14 protein-coding genes are annotated in these 16,862 nt (G+C 57.5%); 11 read left to right on the forward strand and 3 right to left on the reverse strand.

The features are described from left to right. Positions 1 to 26 precede the first annotated feature (26 nt). From ACQZ5M_RS09500 to ACQZ5M_RS09525, 6 genes are all read left to right on the forward strand, one after another. Positions 27 to 1,226 carry a glycosyl transferase family 1 gene (locus ACQZ5M_RS09500; protein ID WP_449079565.1) on the forward strand — a complete coding sequence of 400 codons (1,200 nt, stop codon included), beginning with the start codon at positions 27 to 29 and terminating at the stop codon, positions 1,224 to 1,226. Further along, on the forward strand, positions 1,223 to 2,239 hold the full coding sequence (locus ACQZ5M_RS09505) for a glycosyltransferase family 2 protein (protein WP_449079566.1): 1,017 nt from the start codon (positions 1,223 to 1,225) through the stop codon (positions 2,237 to 2,239). The genes ACQZ5M_RS09500 and ACQZ5M_RS09505 overlap by 4 nt, the downstream gene beginning before the upstream one ends. A gap of 2 nt (positions 2,240 to 2,241) precedes the next feature. Continuing rightward, positions 2,242 to 3,183: a glycosyltransferase gene (locus ACQZ5M_RS09510; RefSeq protein WP_449079609.1), complete on the forward strand. Its 942-nt coding sequence runs from the start codon at positions 2,242 to 2,244 to the stop codon at positions 3,181 to 3,183. Then, positions 3,180 to 4,172, forward strand: coding sequence for a glycosyltransferase family 2 protein (locus ACQZ5M_RS09515; RefSeq protein ID WP_449079567.1), 993 nt, complete (start codon positions 3,180 to 3,182; stop codon positions 4,170 to 4,172). Before ACQZ5M_RS09510 ends, ACQZ5M_RS09515 begins: the two co-directional genes overlap by 4 nt. A 70-nt stretch (positions 4,173 to 4,242) precedes the next feature. Then, positions 4,243 to 6,591: a Wzz/FepE/Etk N-terminal domain-containing protein gene (locus ACQZ5M_RS09520; RefSeq protein WP_296099251.1), complete on the forward strand. Its 2,349-nt coding sequence runs from the start codon at positions 4,243 to 4,245 to the stop codon at positions 6,589 to 6,591. A 201-nt stretch (positions 6,592 to 6,792) separates the two neighbouring features. Next, on the forward strand, positions 6,793 to 7,737 hold the full coding sequence (locus ACQZ5M_RS09525) for a 2-hydroxyacid dehydrogenase (RefSeq protein WP_449079568.1): 945 nt from the start codon (positions 6,793 to 6,795) through the stop codon (positions 7,735 to 7,737). A 10-nt stretch (positions 7,738 to 7,747) separates the two neighbouring features. Here ACQZ5M_RS09525 and ACQZ5M_RS09530 read toward each other — a convergent pair whose 3' ends face one another. Beyond that, positions 7,748 to 10,699, reverse strand: a complete 2,952-nt coding sequence (locus tag ACQZ5M_RS09530) for a hybrid sensor histidine kinase/response regulator (RefSeq protein WP_296099256.1) — start codon at positions 10,697 to 10,699, stop codon at positions 7,748 to 7,750. Between the two features lie 137 nt (positions 10,700 to 10,836). Continuing rightward, the gene (locus tag ACQZ5M_RS09535) at positions 10,837 to 12,051 is read right to left on the reverse strand and encodes a TIGR03862 family flavoprotein (protein WP_449079569.1); all 1,215 of its coding nucleotides are present in this window, start codon (positions 12,049 to 12,051) and stop codon (positions 10,837 to 10,839) included. 76 nt (positions 12,052 to 12,127) lie between these two features. Here ACQZ5M_RS09535 and ACQZ5M_RS09540 point away from each other — a divergent pair, with 76 nt between their 5' ends. Genes ACQZ5M_RS09540 through ACQZ5M_RS09550 form a run of 3 tightly spaced genes read left to right on the forward strand, consistent with a single transcriptional unit; the run spans position 12,128 to position 14,072 of the window. After that, complete coding sequence (locus tag ACQZ5M_RS09540) at positions 12,128 to 12,715, forward strand: IMPACT family protein (RefSeq protein ID WP_296039185.1); 588 nt, start codon at positions 12,128 to 12,130, stop codon at positions 12,713 to 12,715. Between the two features lie 50 nt (positions 12,716 to 12,765). Beyond that, positions 12,766 to 13,434 carry a pseudouridine synthase gene (locus tag ACQZ5M_RS09545; RefSeq protein ID WP_296017586.1) on the forward strand — a complete coding sequence of 223 codons (669 nt, stop codon included), beginning with the start codon at positions 12,766 to 12,768 and terminating at the stop codon, positions 13,432 to 13,434. An 8-nt stretch (positions 13,435 to 13,442) separates the two neighbouring features. Beyond that, entirely contained in the window at positions 13,443 to 14,072 is a 630-nt protein-coding gene (locus tag ACQZ5M_RS09550; protein WP_296099263.1) for a class I SAM-dependent methyltransferase, read from the forward strand. On the opposite strand, the gene ACQZ5M_RS09555 is transcribed toward ACQZ5M_RS09550, so the two are convergent. Continuing rightward, the gene (locus ACQZ5M_RS09555; protein ID WP_296017591.1) at positions 14,069 to 14,254 is read right to left on the reverse strand and encodes a hypothetical protein; all 186 of its coding nucleotides are present in this window, start codon (positions 14,252 to 14,254) and stop codon (positions 14,069 to 14,071) included. The two genes, ACQZ5M_RS09550 and ACQZ5M_RS09555, sit on opposite strands and share 4 nt — an antisense overlap. A 182-nt stretch (positions 14,255 to 14,436) precedes the next feature. On the opposite strand from ACQZ5M_RS09555, the gene ACQZ5M_RS09560 reads away from it, so the two are divergent. Beyond that, positions 14,437 to 15,660 carry a PQQ-dependent sugar dehydrogenase gene (locus tag ACQZ5M_RS09560; protein ID WP_449079570.1) on the forward strand — a complete coding sequence of 408 codons (1,224 nt, stop codon included), beginning with the start codon at positions 14,437 to 14,439 and terminating at the stop codon, positions 15,658 to 15,660. A gap of 98 nt (positions 15,661 to 15,758) precedes the next feature. Beyond that, positions 15,759 to 16,775, forward strand: a complete 1,017-nt coding sequence (locus ACQZ5M_RS09565; protein WP_449079571.1) for a DNA topoisomerase IB — start codon at positions 15,759 to 15,761, stop codon at positions 16,773 to 16,775. Positions 16,776 to 16,862: the final 87 nt, after the last annotated feature.

Below are 16,862 nucleotides of genomic sequence, written 5' to 3' on the forward strand. Positions count from 1 at the left end.
GAACGGATTGGATGACTGGATCGACCATGACCCATATTCTCTATCTCGCGCATGATTTGGGCGACCCCGCCATCCGCCGCCGCGTCATGACGTTGCAAGCTGGCGGGGCGACCGTCAGCCTTGCGGGTTTCAAGCGCGGCGACAATACGCTGGCCAGCGTGGATGGCCTGATGCCTATTGTGCTCGGGGAGACTGCGGATGGCCGTTTTGCTCAGCGTATCGCATCGGTCGCAAAGGCAAGCTTCAATCTTGGTGTAAGACTGAAGGGGAACGCAAAGCCAGACATCATCCTTGCCCGCAATTTGGAGATGCTCGCACTCGGCCGTCGGGCGAACGCTTTTTATGGAGCCGACATTCCGGTGGTCTATGAGTGCCTGGATATCCATCGCTTGCTGTTGAATAATGGATTGCCTGGCAAATTGCTGAACGCGGTTCAGCGTGCTCTTGGCCGAAACGTCAAATTGCTTGTCACAAGCTCGCCGGCATTCGTCGAGAATTATTTCACGCCACGCTCCGGCCTCAACCTTCCGGTGCTGTTGCAGGAAAACAAGGTGCTGGCACTGGACAGCGCCACCATACAAGCTCCCTCCCCCCGAGTGCCCGTAGCCGGACAACCCTGGAAAATCGGATGGTTCGGCGCATTGCGCTGCCGCAAGTCTCTCCAAGTTCTAGCCGACTTTGCAGCGCGCATGGATGGCAAGGTCGAGGTGATCCTGCGCGGTCGTCCGGCCTACTCCGAGTTCGACGATTTTGATGGCTTCGTCGAAAGATCGCCGCATCTCACTTTTCTAGGGCCGTATCGAAACCCGGAGGATTTGGCGTCGATCTATCGTGAGGTCCAGTTCACATGGGCGATCGACTTTTTCGAAGAAGGTCTGAACTCAAGCTGGCTGTTACCTAACCGGCTCTATGAAGGCTGTTTGCATGGTGCCTTGCCGATTGCGGTTGCAGGAACTGAGACAGCCCGTTTTCTTGAGGAGCGTCATATCGGCCATGTTCTGAAGAAAGCAGACCCTGCCTCTTTAGAGGGACTGTTTGCCGATCTTGACGATGCAGCTTACCTGAACGGGGTCCGCAAGCTTGCGGCGATCGGGCGCCAGCAATGGGTAACGGACACAAACGCTTGCCGTGAATTCGTCCGCGTTCTTCACTCTCTGACGTCACAGACGTCGGGGACTGCTGCCGATCCGGTTGCCCCACTTGCTCTGTGCGGGAGAACATCATGAAGTCAGGATTAATCCCTCACGTGAAGACGTTGATTGTCATCCCCTGCCTCAATGAAGCACGAACCATTGACGATTTGCTGTTGAAGTTCTCCAGCACACTGAACAATCGCGATGATCGTATCATTGTCGCAGACGGCGGCAGCACGGATGGAACACGCGAAATCGTCGCCGATTTTTCGCGCCAGGATCAGCGTGTCATTCTACTGGCCAACCCCAAACGCATACAGAGCGCGGGGATCAATCTGGCTGTGGACGTTTTCGGCGTAGGCTACGACTATATGATCCGCATCGATGCGCATGGTGACTATCCCGATGACTATTGCCACCGGCTGCTGGAAGACGCGGTCGCAACGGGCGCGGATTCAGTGGTGGTCGCAATGGAGACCGTTGGGCACGGCGTCTTCCAGAAGGCAACGGCCGTGGCGCAGAACTCCAAGCTTGGTAACGGCGGATCGAAGCATCGCGAGGGCGCGAAAGGCCGTTGGATCGATCACGGCCATCATGCGTTGATGCGGATTGAAGCCTTTAAAGCCGTCGGCGGCTATGACGAGAGCTTCAGCCACAACGAGGATGCCGAACTCGACCATCGCCTGCGCAAAGCAGGCTTTCGTATCTGGATGACTGACAAGACCCGCATGACCTACTATCCACGCGCCAGTATCGGGCCGCTTTTCCGCCAGTACATGGGCTACGGGCGCGGCAGAGCGAAAAATGTGCTCAAGCACCGGTCCATACCCAAAATTCGTCAGATGATCCCGCTTGCCGTGCTGCCCTGTGCCGCCCTCTCTGTGTTCGGCTTTGTGCATTGGCTTGCCGTTTTGCCGCTTTGCCTCTGGATTGCCGCATGCCTGGCATATGGCGTCTGGATGGCGATTGCAGAAAAGAATCCTTACGGGCCGCTCGCGGCGATCTCGGCTATGACCATGCACCTAGCGTGGTCGACAGGTTTCTGGCGCGAGCTCATAGGCTCCATCACAGCAACCCAGCCGCTTGCAGGAAAGGCTGTCTCGTGACGATGAACTCAGCCTTGCCAATCCCGCCTGCTTCGCTGAAGATCGATATCGCCATCTGCACCTATCGCCGTCCCATGGTGGCGGATACGTTGCTGTCGCTCTTCCGACTGGAGGTTACGGCCGATCTTTCCGTTCGCCTGATCGTTGCGGACAATGACGCCGAGCCGTCAGCGCGCGGTATCATCGATGCATTGCGGGAGCGCTCGCCCTTCCCGATCCACTATGTCCACTGCCCGAAGTCAAACATCTCTATTGCGCGAAATGCCTGCCTTTCTCACAGTGAAGCGGACTATCTGGCCTTTATCGACGATGATGAAACGGCACCATCCAACTGGTTGGCTGAACTCCTGAAAACGGCACAGGAAACGGGGGCAGACGCGGTACTTGGCCCGGTAACCGCGCTTTACGATAATGACACCCCTCTCTGGATGCGAAAGGGCGATTTCCACTCCACACGGCCCGTCTGGGTCAATGGCGAAATCGTCACTGGCTATACGTGCAACACGCTTTTGCGGATGGCGTCCCATACAGTGAAAGGCAGACGCTTTGCGCTGTCTCTTGGACAAAGCGGAGGCGAAGACACGCATTTCTTCACTCATATGCATCAGGCAGGAGGCCGCATCGCTTACGCTGAAAAGGCTCTTCTGACAGAGCCCGTACCGGGCAACCGAGCAAGCTTCACATGGCTTGCCAAGCGGCGCTTCCGCTCCGGTCAGACCCATGGTCGATTGCAAGCAGAGCATAAAACGGGTCTGCGTCGACTGCCTCTGGTAGGAGTGACAGCGGCGAAGGTTGCCTACAGCGCTGCGTTCACGCTTCTGACTGCATTCGATCCCGTGCGCCGCACGCGCTCCGCCTTGCGCACCGCGCTTCATGCCGGCGCACTGAGCGGCATTTTTGGTGTTCGCGAAATCCGTCAATATGGCACGGTGGAGACTGTATGAGCGCGCTGCAAACGCAACCGGACGTCAGCTTTATCATCGCAGCCTATAAGGCCAGCGATACCATTGTCGCGGCCATCGATAGCGCTTTGTCGCAAGACAATGTCTCGCTTGAGGTCATCGTCGTGGATGACTGCTCCCCCGACGATACCCGAGCCGTGGTTCACGCCGTCGCTCAACGAGATCCCCGCGTCAAGCTCATTGCCCTTGACGACAATCGCGGTCCGGGTGGTGCACGAAATGCAGGTATCGATGCTGCTCAGGGACGTTGGATTGCGGTGCTCGATTCCGACGACGTCATCTATCCGGATCGCGCCGTGCAGATGATTGGGCGCGCGGAGAAGGCCAATGCGGAGATCGCCGTCGACAATCTGGACGTCGTATATAGCGACGGACGTGCGCGGGAGACAATGTTCGAGCCAGCTTTTCTGGAAGCCAAAGCATATCTGACTTTGGAAGACTTCATTCGTTCCAACATCGTCTTCAAGTCGACGTTCAATTTCGGCTACATGAAGCCTATGTTCCGCCGCAGTTTTCTCAACGACAATGGTCTGCGTTTTCGGCCGGAATTGCGCATCGGCGAGGACTACCTTCTCCTCGCATCGGCGCTTGCCTCTGGCGGTTCCTGCGTTATCGAGCCAATGCCGGGCTATGTCTATCATGTGCGGCAAGGATCGATCTCCCGTGTGCTCGAAATCCACCACGTGGACGCGATGATAGAGGCGGATCAAAGCTTTCTTCGGGAATTTCCGCTTTTGCCCGCCGCAACGGATGCACAAGCCGAACGAACGAGGAGCCTCATCGAGGCGAGGCATTTCCTCATGCTGGTCGACAGCATCAAACGGCGTTCTTTGGGCGAAACGGTCAAGATCGCGCTTCGTGACCCGATCGCTTTGAAACATCTCCGTATGCCGATCTCTATTAGACTACAGAAGCTCCGAAATACTTTACTTCCTTCAGCCTTATCTTCGGCGACGCCGTCCAGAAACTGAACGCTGCGGGTCAGGCGAGGCAATGACTGCCGCGCGTCCCGCGCCCTTTTAAAAGTTACAAGGTAGGTCCATGAACCAGAAAACCTTTAGATCAAACGGCCATTTCCACGACCCCGAGAAGGATTCCGACACCTTCATCGACCTTGACCGCCTTTGGGCCGCCATTGTCCGCCGCGCCAATGTGATCGGTGCCTGCGTGGTTGCGTGCATGGTTCTGGCCGGCCTTTATCTTGTGGTCGCGACACCGGTCTATACCGCAATGACGCAAGTACTGCTGGATGAAAGCCTCTCTCGCTACGCCGAGGAAGAAGCGCCTGTCCCGGCAGCACAGGTCATCGACAACCGCATTGCCAGCGCGGTGGAAGTTCTTAAGTCGAAGGAAATGGCCCTGACCGTTGTCGACAAGGCGAAGCTTGACGAGAACGACACGATCGTCAACCCGTCCATGTCGCCCGTGGATATTGTCAAATCATCCGTCAAGACGATCGTCGATCTGGTTACACCGAGCGATCCTGCCGCCTCCGAAGATGCCATCCGCAATGGCAAGCGAGAAAAGGCAGCCGCTGTCATCCAGCAGGCGCTGACCGTAGAGCGCGTCGGACGAAGCTCGGTGATCGCCATCTCTATCCGGTCCACCGACCGCCAGTTGGCGGCAACCATCGCCAAGACCTACGCCAATGCCTATCTGACGGAACAGTTGAACGCCAATTTCGACGCGTCCGAGCGTGCTTCCGTCTGGCTACAGGAACGTCTGACGGATCTGAACCAGCGCGCTCAGGCCGCTTCGCTTGCTGTCGAAAAATACAAGTCCGACAACAATATCGTCTCCTCTCGCGGGGAGTTGATCTCAGAGGGCCAGCTTGCCGATCTGAACGGTCAGTTGATCGCAGCGCAGGCCGATGCCGCGACCGCGCAGGCGCGCTACACGCAGTATAAGACAATTATCGATCAGGGACCGGAAAACGCTGTCAACAATGCGGTCGTTTCGGCGCGGGACACGGACAACACCGTCATTCAGGACTTGCGCAAGCGCTACATTACGATCTCTGACCGCGAGCGCGGCGTGGTGCAGCAGTTCGGCAAGGATCACCCGCAGGCCGTCGCACTCGAGTCCGAGAAAAAGGATGTGGCAGGCCAGATCTACCAGGAGCTTCAGCAACTGACCGGTAGCTTCAAGAATGAATACGACGTGACGCAATCGCGCGTGAAATCGCTACGCGAGAACATCGACAGAGTTGCTGGCCGCAATTCGCAGACCAACATAACGATGGTCAAGCTGCGGGAACTGGAACAGCAGGCCGCAGCATTGAAGACGCTATACGAGTCCTATCTCGGCCGCTTCGAGGAGGCATCGCAGAAACAGTCGTTCCCGATTGCAAAAGCACGCATCATCTCAGAGGCAGGACTTCCGACATCGCCTTCCAGCCCCAAGAAGACCATGACGATGGCACTGTCGATCGTACTCGGGCTGATGCTCGGTGGAGGCCTGGCAGCGGTCCTGGAATTCCGCGACCGGTATTTCCATACGGGCAACGATGTTCGTGACAACCTGCGTATGCGCTTCCTTGGCTACCTGCCCTTCATTGGCGAAAAGGGCGTCGAAAGCGGTAAATCGGAAACGGGCGCCGCTACGCCGGATGTGCCGGATGCCAATATCGAGGACAATGGGCAAGTCTCGTTCCAGAAGATGCTGCGACTTGCCGTCGACAGTCCGCGCTCCAGCTTCACCGAAACGCTGCGCAACGTGAAACTGACGGCAGATGTCGTGATCCAGGAACGTCAGTGCCGCGTCATCGGCGTCATTTCTTGCCTGCCGAATGAAGGCAAATCCGTCGTGGCGCTCAATCTCGCAGGCCTGATCGCCACCACCGGAAAGCGGACCCTTGTCGTGGACGCCGATATCCGCAACCCCGGCCTCAGCCGCATGCTGACGACGCGTCAGTCCGCCGGGCTTGTCGAAGTCGTTCTCGACGACGTTCCATGGACGAAAGCAGTCAAGGTCGACAGCCGCACCAAGATGGGCATCCTGCCGGTTTCCGTCAGCAATCAGTTCGCCCATTCGAGCGAGCTTCTGGCATCAGCCGGCATGCGTCGGTTCATGGAATCTGCCCGCGAAGCCTGCGATTATATCATCGTAGACCTTGCGCCGGTCGTACCCGTTATCGACGCGAAGGCGTTCGCCTCACAGGTGGATGGTTTCGTCTTCGTCACCGAATGGGGCAAGACGCCGATCCAGATGGTTCAGAACCTGATGAACCACGAACCGGAAATCGCCAGCAAGACTCTCGGCATCGTCCTGAACAAGACGGACATGACAGAGCTTCAGCGCTACGCCGACCCCGGTGGCTCGGAGCACTATCACGAGCAGTTCGACGCCTATTACGGTGACGCCAAGAAGCCAACGCCGGAAACGGTGTGACCAGGCAGACAATAGGCATGGATATTGGAAAGCGTGACGCGTTGATTGAGGCAGTGATAGCCTCATTCACGCGTCCAGGCCGCGGCAAAGCTCTTTAGAAATGCCCGCCCATGAGCGGGCATTTTCTTCGCATCCTCTTGCGAGCTGATCGATTATTCGCCTTTATGTCGGTACGACAGATGCCACGCAGGATAATGCTACATGACTTCCCCTATCGCTTATGTCTCTCGCGCAACCGATGAGGAGGAGGCAAAGTGGGTCGCGATGCTGTCTCAGGCGATGCCGGAAGAGACGATCGTTTCCGTGCGTCAGATGACGGACGACCAGCACAAAGCTGCGGAAATCGCCGTCGTTGCCAATCCCGATCCCGACGATATCGGCAAACTTTCTGGTCTGAAGTGGATTCACAGCCTGTGGGCAGGGGTCGAGCGGCTGGTCGCCGAACTTGGGCCCTCAACGCCGCCCATTGTGAGGCTGAAGGACCCGGAATTATCGCGTGTAATGGCGGAGGCCGTTCTTGCCTGGACCTATTATCTGCATCGCGACATGCCGGCCTATCGTCAGCAGCAGGAAAGGCGGATCTGGAAAGACCTCGACTACCGGCATCCACGGGAGGTGACCGTTGGTCTCATCGGTTTGGGTTTGCTTGGCACGGCATCCGCAAAGCGTTTGCAGGATGCCGGCTTCAATGTCATGGGCTGGAGCCGTTCGCTCAAGGTCCAAGAGGGCGTGGAAACCCTGTCCGGCGAAGCCGGTCTTGATCGACTTCTGGCAAAAAGCGATATCGCCGTGTGCCTCGTTCCCCTGACCGCACAAACCCGCGGGCTGATAAACGCTCGCCGCTTGCAGCGTATGAAAAAGGGCGCTTCCATCATCAATTTCGCAAGAGGCGCGGTCATTGTTGGCGACGATCTTCTGGAATCGCTCGACAGTGGCCATATCGCCCACGCCGTTCTCGATGTCTTCGAGAAAGAGCCACTGGATGCGAACTCTGCCTTTTGGACGCATCCCAAAATCACGGTTCTCCCACACATCTCGGCCCCGACCGATCCTCGCTCATCTGCGGCGATCGTCGCACAAAATATCCGCAACTGGCGGCTTAGCGGAAACCTGCCGGCAACGATCGACGTGCAGCGAGGCTACTAAGCCTTGAGCGTCAAGGCTTGCCCATTGCCTGCTCGATTGCAAAACGGACGTCGGTTTCAGTATAGGGCTTGCATAGCAGCACGGCACCAGCAGGAGCGTTCTTCGGCAACAGATTGTCGCCGGTGGCGAAGACCACGGCAACGTCGGGCTTGCGCTGTTTGACCAGCACGGCAAGTTCCGCGCCTCCCATATCCGGCAGGCCGAGATCGGTCACAAGAACGTCCACCTCTTCGCGGTCGAGAAGGTCCAGCGCCTGAGATGCGTAAGCGGCTTCGACCACTGCGTGACCGCTTTCCATAAGAATATCGGTCGTGTTCATGCGGATCAGATCGTCATCTTCGACAAGCAGAATACGTAAGGCGTCTGTACTGGCAACCTTCGCCGATATCTCGGGCGCGGCGGCGCTGTCGGGCGTGCGGTCGCGTCCCGCCTCTGCCCTCTGCTTCTGGTTGGCGATGACATGGCGCAAACGTCTGGCAAGCGCTTCACGGGTGTAAGGTTTCGACAGAAGCTCGACGCCCGGATCCAGCTTGCCACCATGAACAATGGAGTTTTCCGTGTAACCGGACGTAAACAGGATCGCCAGATGAGGCATGCGCTCCTTCACGCGCCGTGCCATCTCGCTGCTTTTGAGCGGCCCGGGCATGACCACATCGGTGAAGATGACATCGATCGGCACGCCGCTTTCGGCCACCGTCAATCCAGCCTGAGCATCCCGTGCGGTCAGCACGCGATAGCCGAGATCAGACAGCATTTCTACCACGGTGCCACGCACCTCATCGTCGTCCTCGACAACGAGAACGGTTTCGGATCCACCGACGACGGGACCGTTGTGAACGACGATCTCGCGATCCTCATCGGCAATGGAGCGCGGCAGATAGATGCGAACCGTCGTTCCCTGCCCGATCTCCGAATAGATCTTCACATGGCCGCCGGACTGCTTGACGAAACCATAGACCATCGACAAGCCAAGACCCGTCCCCTTGCCTTCAGGCTTGGTGGAAAAGAATGGTTCGAAGACGCGGTCTAGGATTTCCGGTCGCATGCCGCTGCCGGTGTCGGTCACCGCAAGCATGACATATTGTCCAGGTTCGACCTCCGCATGACTGCGGGCATAGTCCATGTCCAACGAGGCATTGCCCACTTCGATCGTCAGCTTGCCAGCGCCTTCCATTGCATCGCGCGCGTTGATCGCAAGGTTCAGAAGGGCGTTCTCAACCTGAGTCGGGTCGGCAAACGTATTCCACAGGCCACCCGCCGTGATGACCTCGACTTCGACCGCTTCGCCGAGCGAGCGTCTGAGAAGATCGTCCATGCCGGCGACGAAACGGCCGACATTGATCACCCTCGGTTCCAGCGCCTGACGACGTCCGAAAGCCAGGAGTTGGCTTGCCAGTTTCGCGCCACGGCTGACCCCGGCCAGCGCATTGCCGACCCGGCGCTCCGCCCGTTCGTTACCCGCGACATCCTTGGAGAGGAGCTGAAGATTTCCGGCAATGACCTGGAGCAGGTTGTTGAAGTCATGCGCAACGCCGCCGGTCAACTGGCCGATGGCCTCCATTTTCTGCGCTTGCTGAAGCGCAAGCTCCGTCTGGCGGCGCTCGGCTATTTCCTTTTCGACGCGCGTCTCGAGGCCTTCGTTCAACTGACGAAGCTGCTCTTCGGCCCTGATCCTGTGACGGATTTCACGCTCGAGATTAGCGGCATGTTCCTTTAGAGCCATCTCCGCGCTGCGCTGTTCGGTGATGTCGGTATGGACGCCGACCCACTCAATGATATCGCCTGTTTCTCCGATGATCGGCACGCCACGAATGGCGAACGTGCGATACATGCCGTCACACCTACGGACACGATGTTCCCATACATAGGTGGCCTTGGCTGCAACCGCGCGATTCCAGCTGTTTATGGAACCTTCGCGATCAGCCGGGTGCACCGCCTCGGCCCAACCGAAACCCTGATATTCCTCGAAAGACTGGCCGGTCAGTTGCGACCATGCTGGCTGTTCACCCTTCATCCGTCCTTCGGGACTGTTGGTCCACAATACGCCATGAACTGCATTAACCGCGGCCTTGAAACGGCTGTTGCTGACGATAATTTCGCGCTCTGCCTGCTTGCGGTTTTCGATATCTATGATGAGGATGTAGCAGCCGTCGACTTCACCTCTGTGATCGCGTCTAGGAACATAACGAATTTCAGCCGCATGCCGTACTCCATCAGCACGTTTGATGGTGGTATCGGACACAACCTCCTCACCAGCCATCGCCTTTTCTATGAAGGGCTTGCGCTCGCGAAAGAATTCCTCGCCGACAACATCGATAACCTGCTTGCCAAGAACATCTTCAGGCTTTCGCCCGAACCACTCAAAATAGCCCTGATTGGCAAAGCGGTAGGTGTAGTTGAGGTCGATGAAGCCGACGAGAATGGGCAAAGCGGCGGTTAAACGGCTGAGTTCCTCGCGGCTTGCCGCCAGCGCCTGAACTGTCTTAACCTTTTCGGTGTTTTCAAGAACCGTACATAACAGACCTTCGACAACACCCGCATCATTATAGATCGGAGTATAGAAGAGATCGAATACCACTTCTTCCGCAGCGCCGTTTCGGTGAAGCACCATTCTCTGATCGCGGAAGGACTGGATTTCTCCACGAAAACCCGCTTCCAGAACTTTCCGGTTCCAGTCCCAGATTTCCGGCCACACCTGTGCAGCGGTACCACCAAGCGCTTGCGGATGTTTGTTTCCGGCAATTTCGAAGTAGCCGTCATTGTAGATCATCACATGATCGGGCCCCCACATCAAAACCTGTGGGATGGGGGAGTTAACGACTGAATTCACCTTCAACCGCAATATGGAAGACCAGTTGGAAATCGGCCCCAACGAAGTTCTGGACCAGTCGAACGCCCGTACCAGCGCACCGGCTTCTCCACCGCCAACGGGCCAATTGGCCGAAGCGTCCATATCACTCATGCAAATTCACCAACAAGAACGTAGGCTTGCAACAGCCAAGCCTTGAACACAGGAAGTGGAAAGCGCTTTCGCTCGCCCTTTCGAATGCACTTATGAAGCTTTTTTTTCAACACTATGCAAGAGGCATGGAAACGCTGTTAGATACAGCCATGTGCCAACCACTTCGAAAGACCGTCTGAGGCCGCTTTTCCCGTGGCAAAACAAGCCGTTAGGAGGTATCCTCCTGTCGGCGCCTCCCAGTCGAGCATCTCCCCCGCGACGAAGACGCCCGGGCGTGCTCTGAGCATGTAATCGTCATCAATGCCCTCCCAGCGAATCCCTCCCGCGCTGGAGATTGCTTCTGCGATCGGACGAGGCGCATCTAGACTGAGTGGAAGCGCCTTGATCAGCCGTGCGATCTGACTGGCAGACATGCCCGCGAGGGAGCCGCATTCGCGCAAAAGCGCCACCTTTACCGGCGGAAGACCAACACTCTTGCGCAATCTGTTCGAAAGACTGTCCTTGCTGGAGCCGCGCGCCAAATCCCGCTCGATGCGCTCCTCGGAACGACTCGGCGCCAGATCAATTGTCAAGACGGCTTGGCCTGTCGCCGAGAGGCTATCCCTTAGCGCGGCGGAATGGGCGTAGATCAGACTACCCTCCACGCCATGCCGGGTGACGACAAACTCGCCTTCGAACCGCCCGGCAGACGAGGTCGTGGTCACGGATTTTACCGGCTCGCCAGCGAAACGATCGCGAAAATGGTCGCTCCAGGCAACGTCGAAGCCGCAATTGGCCGGCTGGAAATCCGCTACATCGACTCCGGCATTTCGGAGTTCTTCCACCCACTCCCCGGTTGAGCCAAGCCGCGGCCAGCTCGCTCCACCAAGCGCAAGCAAAACAGCATCCGGTCTGATCTCAAGCGACCCAGTCGGGGTCTCGAAGAGAAAGGTGCCATCACGCAGTCCAATCCACCGGTGTCTGGTCCTGATTTCGACACCGTCACTAGCGAGACGGCCAAGCCATGCGCGTAGCAAGGGTGACGCTTTCATTGCCCGCGGAAAGACCCGGCCGGATGTGCCGACAAAGGTTTCTTGTCCCAATGCATGCGCCCAGTCGCGCAGCATAGACGGGGTAAAGCGATCGAGAGATTCTTTCAGCCGAGGCTGCGAAGCACCGTAGCGCGTGGTGAAGAGTGCGTAGTCCTCGCCGTGGGTGATATTGAGCCCGGACTTCCCGGCCATTAAAAACTTTCGCGCAACGGTCGGCATAGCTTCATAAACAGTTACGTCTACACCCGACGAGGACAACTCTTCGGCAGCCATGAGGCCCGCCGGGCCTGCGCCAATGATAGCAACCTGTTTTCTGCGCATCGCCAACCGTCATCCTTCGCGTGTTTGCTCTTATTAATCCGTTTGCCACCGTGCGTATATCCGCTATTGAGACGTCATGTTCACACTGACCCGAACGGAAAACTTCGAGCAGGACATCAGGAAAAGCCGGTTCCTCGCGATAGCTGGTCCGGTGGCCGATCAGGACGCGGCTAAACGCTTCATCGCTCAGCACTCTAACTCCGCCGCCAATCATAACTGCTGGGCCTGGAAGATCGGACAAAACTACCGCTTCAACGATGACGGCGAACCTTCCGGCACAGCGGGCAAACCCATTCTTCAGGCCATTGATGGACATGCCCTCGATCATGTCGCGGTGGTCGTGACGCGCTGGTTCGGGGGCATTCTCCTTGGCAGCGGTGGTCTCATGCGCGCCTATGGCGGAACGGCGGCATCCTGCCTCAAAAGCGCGGAAAAGACTGCCATCATTCCAGCCTATCAGGCGCGACTGAGCTGCGTTTTTTCCGATCTCGCACTGGTCAAGGCACGCCTTCTTTCCATCGATCACCTTGTGATCGAGAGTGAAACATTCACCGACTCGGGCGCGGATCTGAAGTTGTCCGTGCCGGTCAGCGAGGCGGAGCGCATTGCGCAAACGATCCAGGACGTGACCAGCGGACGTGCCAATCTTCCCCCGCCGGAGTAGCAGGTCTGTGCTGCGCTGGCATGCTCCCCAAAACATGCTATGAGGCGTGCATGTCCGTCGATTTGCACAACCCGATCTATAATCCGCCGCGCGTACCCTTCATCTCGATTGTCCATCAGGATGAAGGCTTTCTCGTGCTGGACAAGCCAAGCGGCCTCCTGTCGGTACCGGGACGTGACCCGGCTCTTGCAGACAGTCTCGCAACCCGAGTGCAAAAGCAGTTTCCATCAGCGCAGATGATCAACCGCCTGGATAAGGACACTTCAGGTATAGTCTTGGTGTCTCTCAATAAAAAGGTGCATGCGGCGATTGCCAGCCAGTTCGAAAGCCGCACGACACGAAAGATCTACAAGGCTATCGTTTGGGGAGACGTTAAGGGCGAGGATGGTGAGATCGATCTCCCGCTTGCCTTGGACCAGGACAACAAGCCACGCCATCGGGTGGATTACGCGGACGGTCGCCCGGCGCAAACGCAATGGCATGTTTTGGAGCGTCTTCCTCTGCCTTCAACGCGGCTCGAGCTGCGGCCTCTGACGGGAAGAACTCACCAGTTGCGCGTCCACATGAAAGCAATCGGTCATCCAATTCTCGGAGATGAATTCTACGCGGAAAGTGAGGCACTTGCGGCATCGGGCCGTCTTCTGTTGCATGCGGAAGAGCTCGGCTTCACCCATCCCGATGGGGGCGATGTCACCTTTCGTGTTCTAGCCCCCTTTTGAGATGCATGATGGCACCGAAACAAACCAAAGAAGAATTTGTCGTTGATTTTGTCGGTGGAGCAGTCGGTCATCGGCTGCGCTCCGGTGAAGGACGCGGGCAGGCCTTGCCGAAGGCAGCTGGCTTCACCAAAGGCCGTACACCGCGTGTCGTGGACGCGACGGCGGGACTGGGCCGGGATGCGTTTCTGCTCGCCTCACTCGGTGCTGACGTAACGTTGATTGAAAGATCGCCGGAGATGCATGCGCATCTGGCAGACGGGATTGCTAGGGCGAAGGCGGAAGGCGGAATCTACGAAGAGATCGCATCACGCATGACCCTTCTTCTTGGCGATTCCAGAGACTTGATAAAGGTTCTATCCCCCGAGGTGGTTGTCGTCGATCCGATGCATCCACCGCGCCATAACAGTGCGCTGGTGAAGAAGGAGATGAGGGTATTACGCGCTGTGGTGGGTGCAGACCCGGACCAGTTTGAGCTGATGATGACAGCCCTGGAATGCGCATCGAAAAGGGTTGTACTGAAGTGGCCGCTGAGGGCGGCGCCGATGGAGGGACTGCCAAAGCCCTCTCACCAGATTTGCGGAAAAAACACCCGCTACGACGTCTTCATGATGTTCCGAAATTTGCCTGCAGAAGACTAGCGAAAAACCGGTTTGCGATGGGCGTTCATCAATAGCTCATGACGCGAAGCAAAATCCCCGAAAAGCTTGCGAAGACGTTTCTCCTCAGCTTCGTCAAGCCTATAGCGCCGGCAAAATTCCACGACGCTCAAAATCGGCTTGACCTCTGTAGTGTCGAGCGTGTCCTTATCCAATATTTGCATGATGCCCTCCTGTCTGACGTGGATAAACGCCGCGTCAAAGGGAATGTTCCTCACTAAAATGCGTGGAGGATATTTTGCATGCGCGAACACGCGTCGATCAAGTTTTCTTGACGCTTGTTGTTGCAACTAAAAAACGCTCGAATTGTTCCCGGTCCGCTCGATAAAAACTGGAAGGGAGTGCCATGTTGCGCCTACGAAAGATGCTGTCCACCACTATTCTATCCGCCTTGCTGACTGTGCCGGGCTACGCCATCGCACAATCATCCGGCCCGGCTGAAACCAACCCGCCGCACGGCAAAGATCAGCGTCCTGCTTTCGAAGGGCAGACCCGGGCGCCACAGCCGGAGAAAATGCCGTCTCTGCAAAAGACCGTCATCGCCGACGACCTGCCCCATCTGTGGTCGATGACCCTACTTCCCGACGGGCGTATCCTTGTAGCGGCCAAGGAAGGCGCCATGCATATCCTTTCCGGCGGCAAAGTCGGTCCTGCGATCGAAGGCGTGCCGGAAGTCGCTTCGTCCGGCCAGGGCGGTCTTCTCGACATTGCACTCGCTCCTGACTTCGCTACATCTGGAATGATCTATTTTTCGTTCTCCGAGCCGCGCGATGGCGGAAACGGCACCTCGGTAGCCTCTGCAAAGCTCGTTGAGAAAGACGGCTCGGCAACATTGGAGAACACCACCGTCATCTTTCGTCAAATGCCGACCTATGACGGAGACAAGCATTTCGGCTCGCGGCTGGTCTTTGGCAAGAATGGGGAACTCTATGTGACGGTGGGCGAACGCTCCGACAAGGAACCACGTGTGCAGGCGCAGGATCTGTCCAGCGGCTTGGGAAAAGTTTTCCGGATCGACACCAGCGGCAAGGCGCTCAAGGACAACCCTTTTGCCGGACGTGAAAACGCGTTGCCTGAAATCTGGAGTTATGGTCACCGCAACATCCAGTCTGCCGCCCTCGACGGTGAGGGACGCCTCTGGACAGTAGAACACGGGCCGAAGGGCGGCGATGAGCTCAACCGTCCCCAAGCGGGTCTGAATTACGGCTGGCCGGTCATTACTTACGGCATCGAATATAGCGGCGACAGGGTTGGTGAAGGCTCGACCGCCAAGGAGGGCATGGAGCAGCCAGTCTATTATTGGGATCCCGTCGTCGGTCCTTCGGGCATGGTTTACTATGATGGCGATGCAATTGCGGAGTGGAAGGGCTCCTTCCTCATCGGCGGCTTGGTTACCAAGGGTCTGGTGGTGCTGAAAATGGACGGCGACAAGGTTAAGTCGGAAGGGCGTCTGCCGCTGGACGCACGCATCCGTGACGTCGAGCTGGGAAAAGACGGCTCGGTCTACGCGGTGACCGAAGAGCGGGGCGGCGGAAAATCGCAGATCATTCGCCTAGCTCCGGAAGCCTGATCAAATTCGCAGGAGCGGGCGCGTCCCGCTCCTTTTTTGCGGGAACGGACGCTCTTCACGACAGTTATTTGAGGAAACTCGAAGGCAGCGTGAGCACCATGAACCAACATCCCGTCCGACTCCTGAAGAAAATCGGCCTCACCTATGTCAGCGATCAGGAACCGGGCATTACCCGGGAGCGGCGCGGCAAAGGCTTTTCATACCGGCTTCCGGATGGCACGCTGCTCTCCGACAAGATAGAAATTACCCGCATCCGGTCACTGGCCATCCCGCCGGCCTATCAGCGCGTCTGGATTTGCATGGAGCCGTCCGGGCATCTTCAGGCAACCGGCTTTGATGCGAGAGCGCGCAAGCAGTATCGTTATCATGCCGACTGGCATGCCTTCCGCGGTGAAACGAAATTTTTCCAGCTGAAAGCGTTTGGTGAAGCCCTCCCGGCGATTCGCCGCAGGGCGATTTCCGACATAGAAAAGGACGTGAACGGCCAGAGCCGGACACTTGCCGCATTGGTGCTCCTTCTGGATGCAGCCTATCTTCGCGTGGGCAACAAGACCTATCTGGAGAGCAACGGAACCTACGGGGCGACCACTCTTCTGAAGCGCCACGTATCACTCGGAGAAACTATCGAATTGCGGTTCGTTGCAAAGGGTGGCCAGAAGGTCCGCCGCAGCCTCCGGCATCCCCGCCTGCAGAAAATCCTTGAAGAAATCGCCGACTTGCCCGGCAAGCAGCTCTTCGTCTGGCAGGATGAAAATCACGTCGTCCATCCAATCGATTCCAGCGCGTTGAACGCTTACCTTTCGGAAACATCAGGCGAAGGCATATCGGCCAAGACCTTTCGCACATGGGGCGGTACGCTGGCAGGGTTCTGCCATGCCGCCGAGCGGCTGGCGAGCGGAAGTACACCGACGATCAAAAGCATCTGCGAGGCAGCCGCTGAAGAACTGTCCAACACGCCGACCATCTGCCGCAAAAGTTATGTGCATCCCTCCGTCCTCTCCCTGGCAACGGAGCCCAAAGCCATCAAGCGGCTGGAGACCGTTCTCGAAGCCCCTGCGAAAGCGATATCCGGGCTGAGGGCCGACGAAAGGCGCCTGATTGCCTATCTCCCCTGATAACCGGGTGCGCTGATCGATCTCTTCCGTTCAGCTTGGTGTCAGCAACGCCCTCCAGAAGGCGCTGATGAGCCGGCAAAGCAAAAC

This window comes from Rhizobium sp. 22-785-1 (assembly GCF_053521965.1).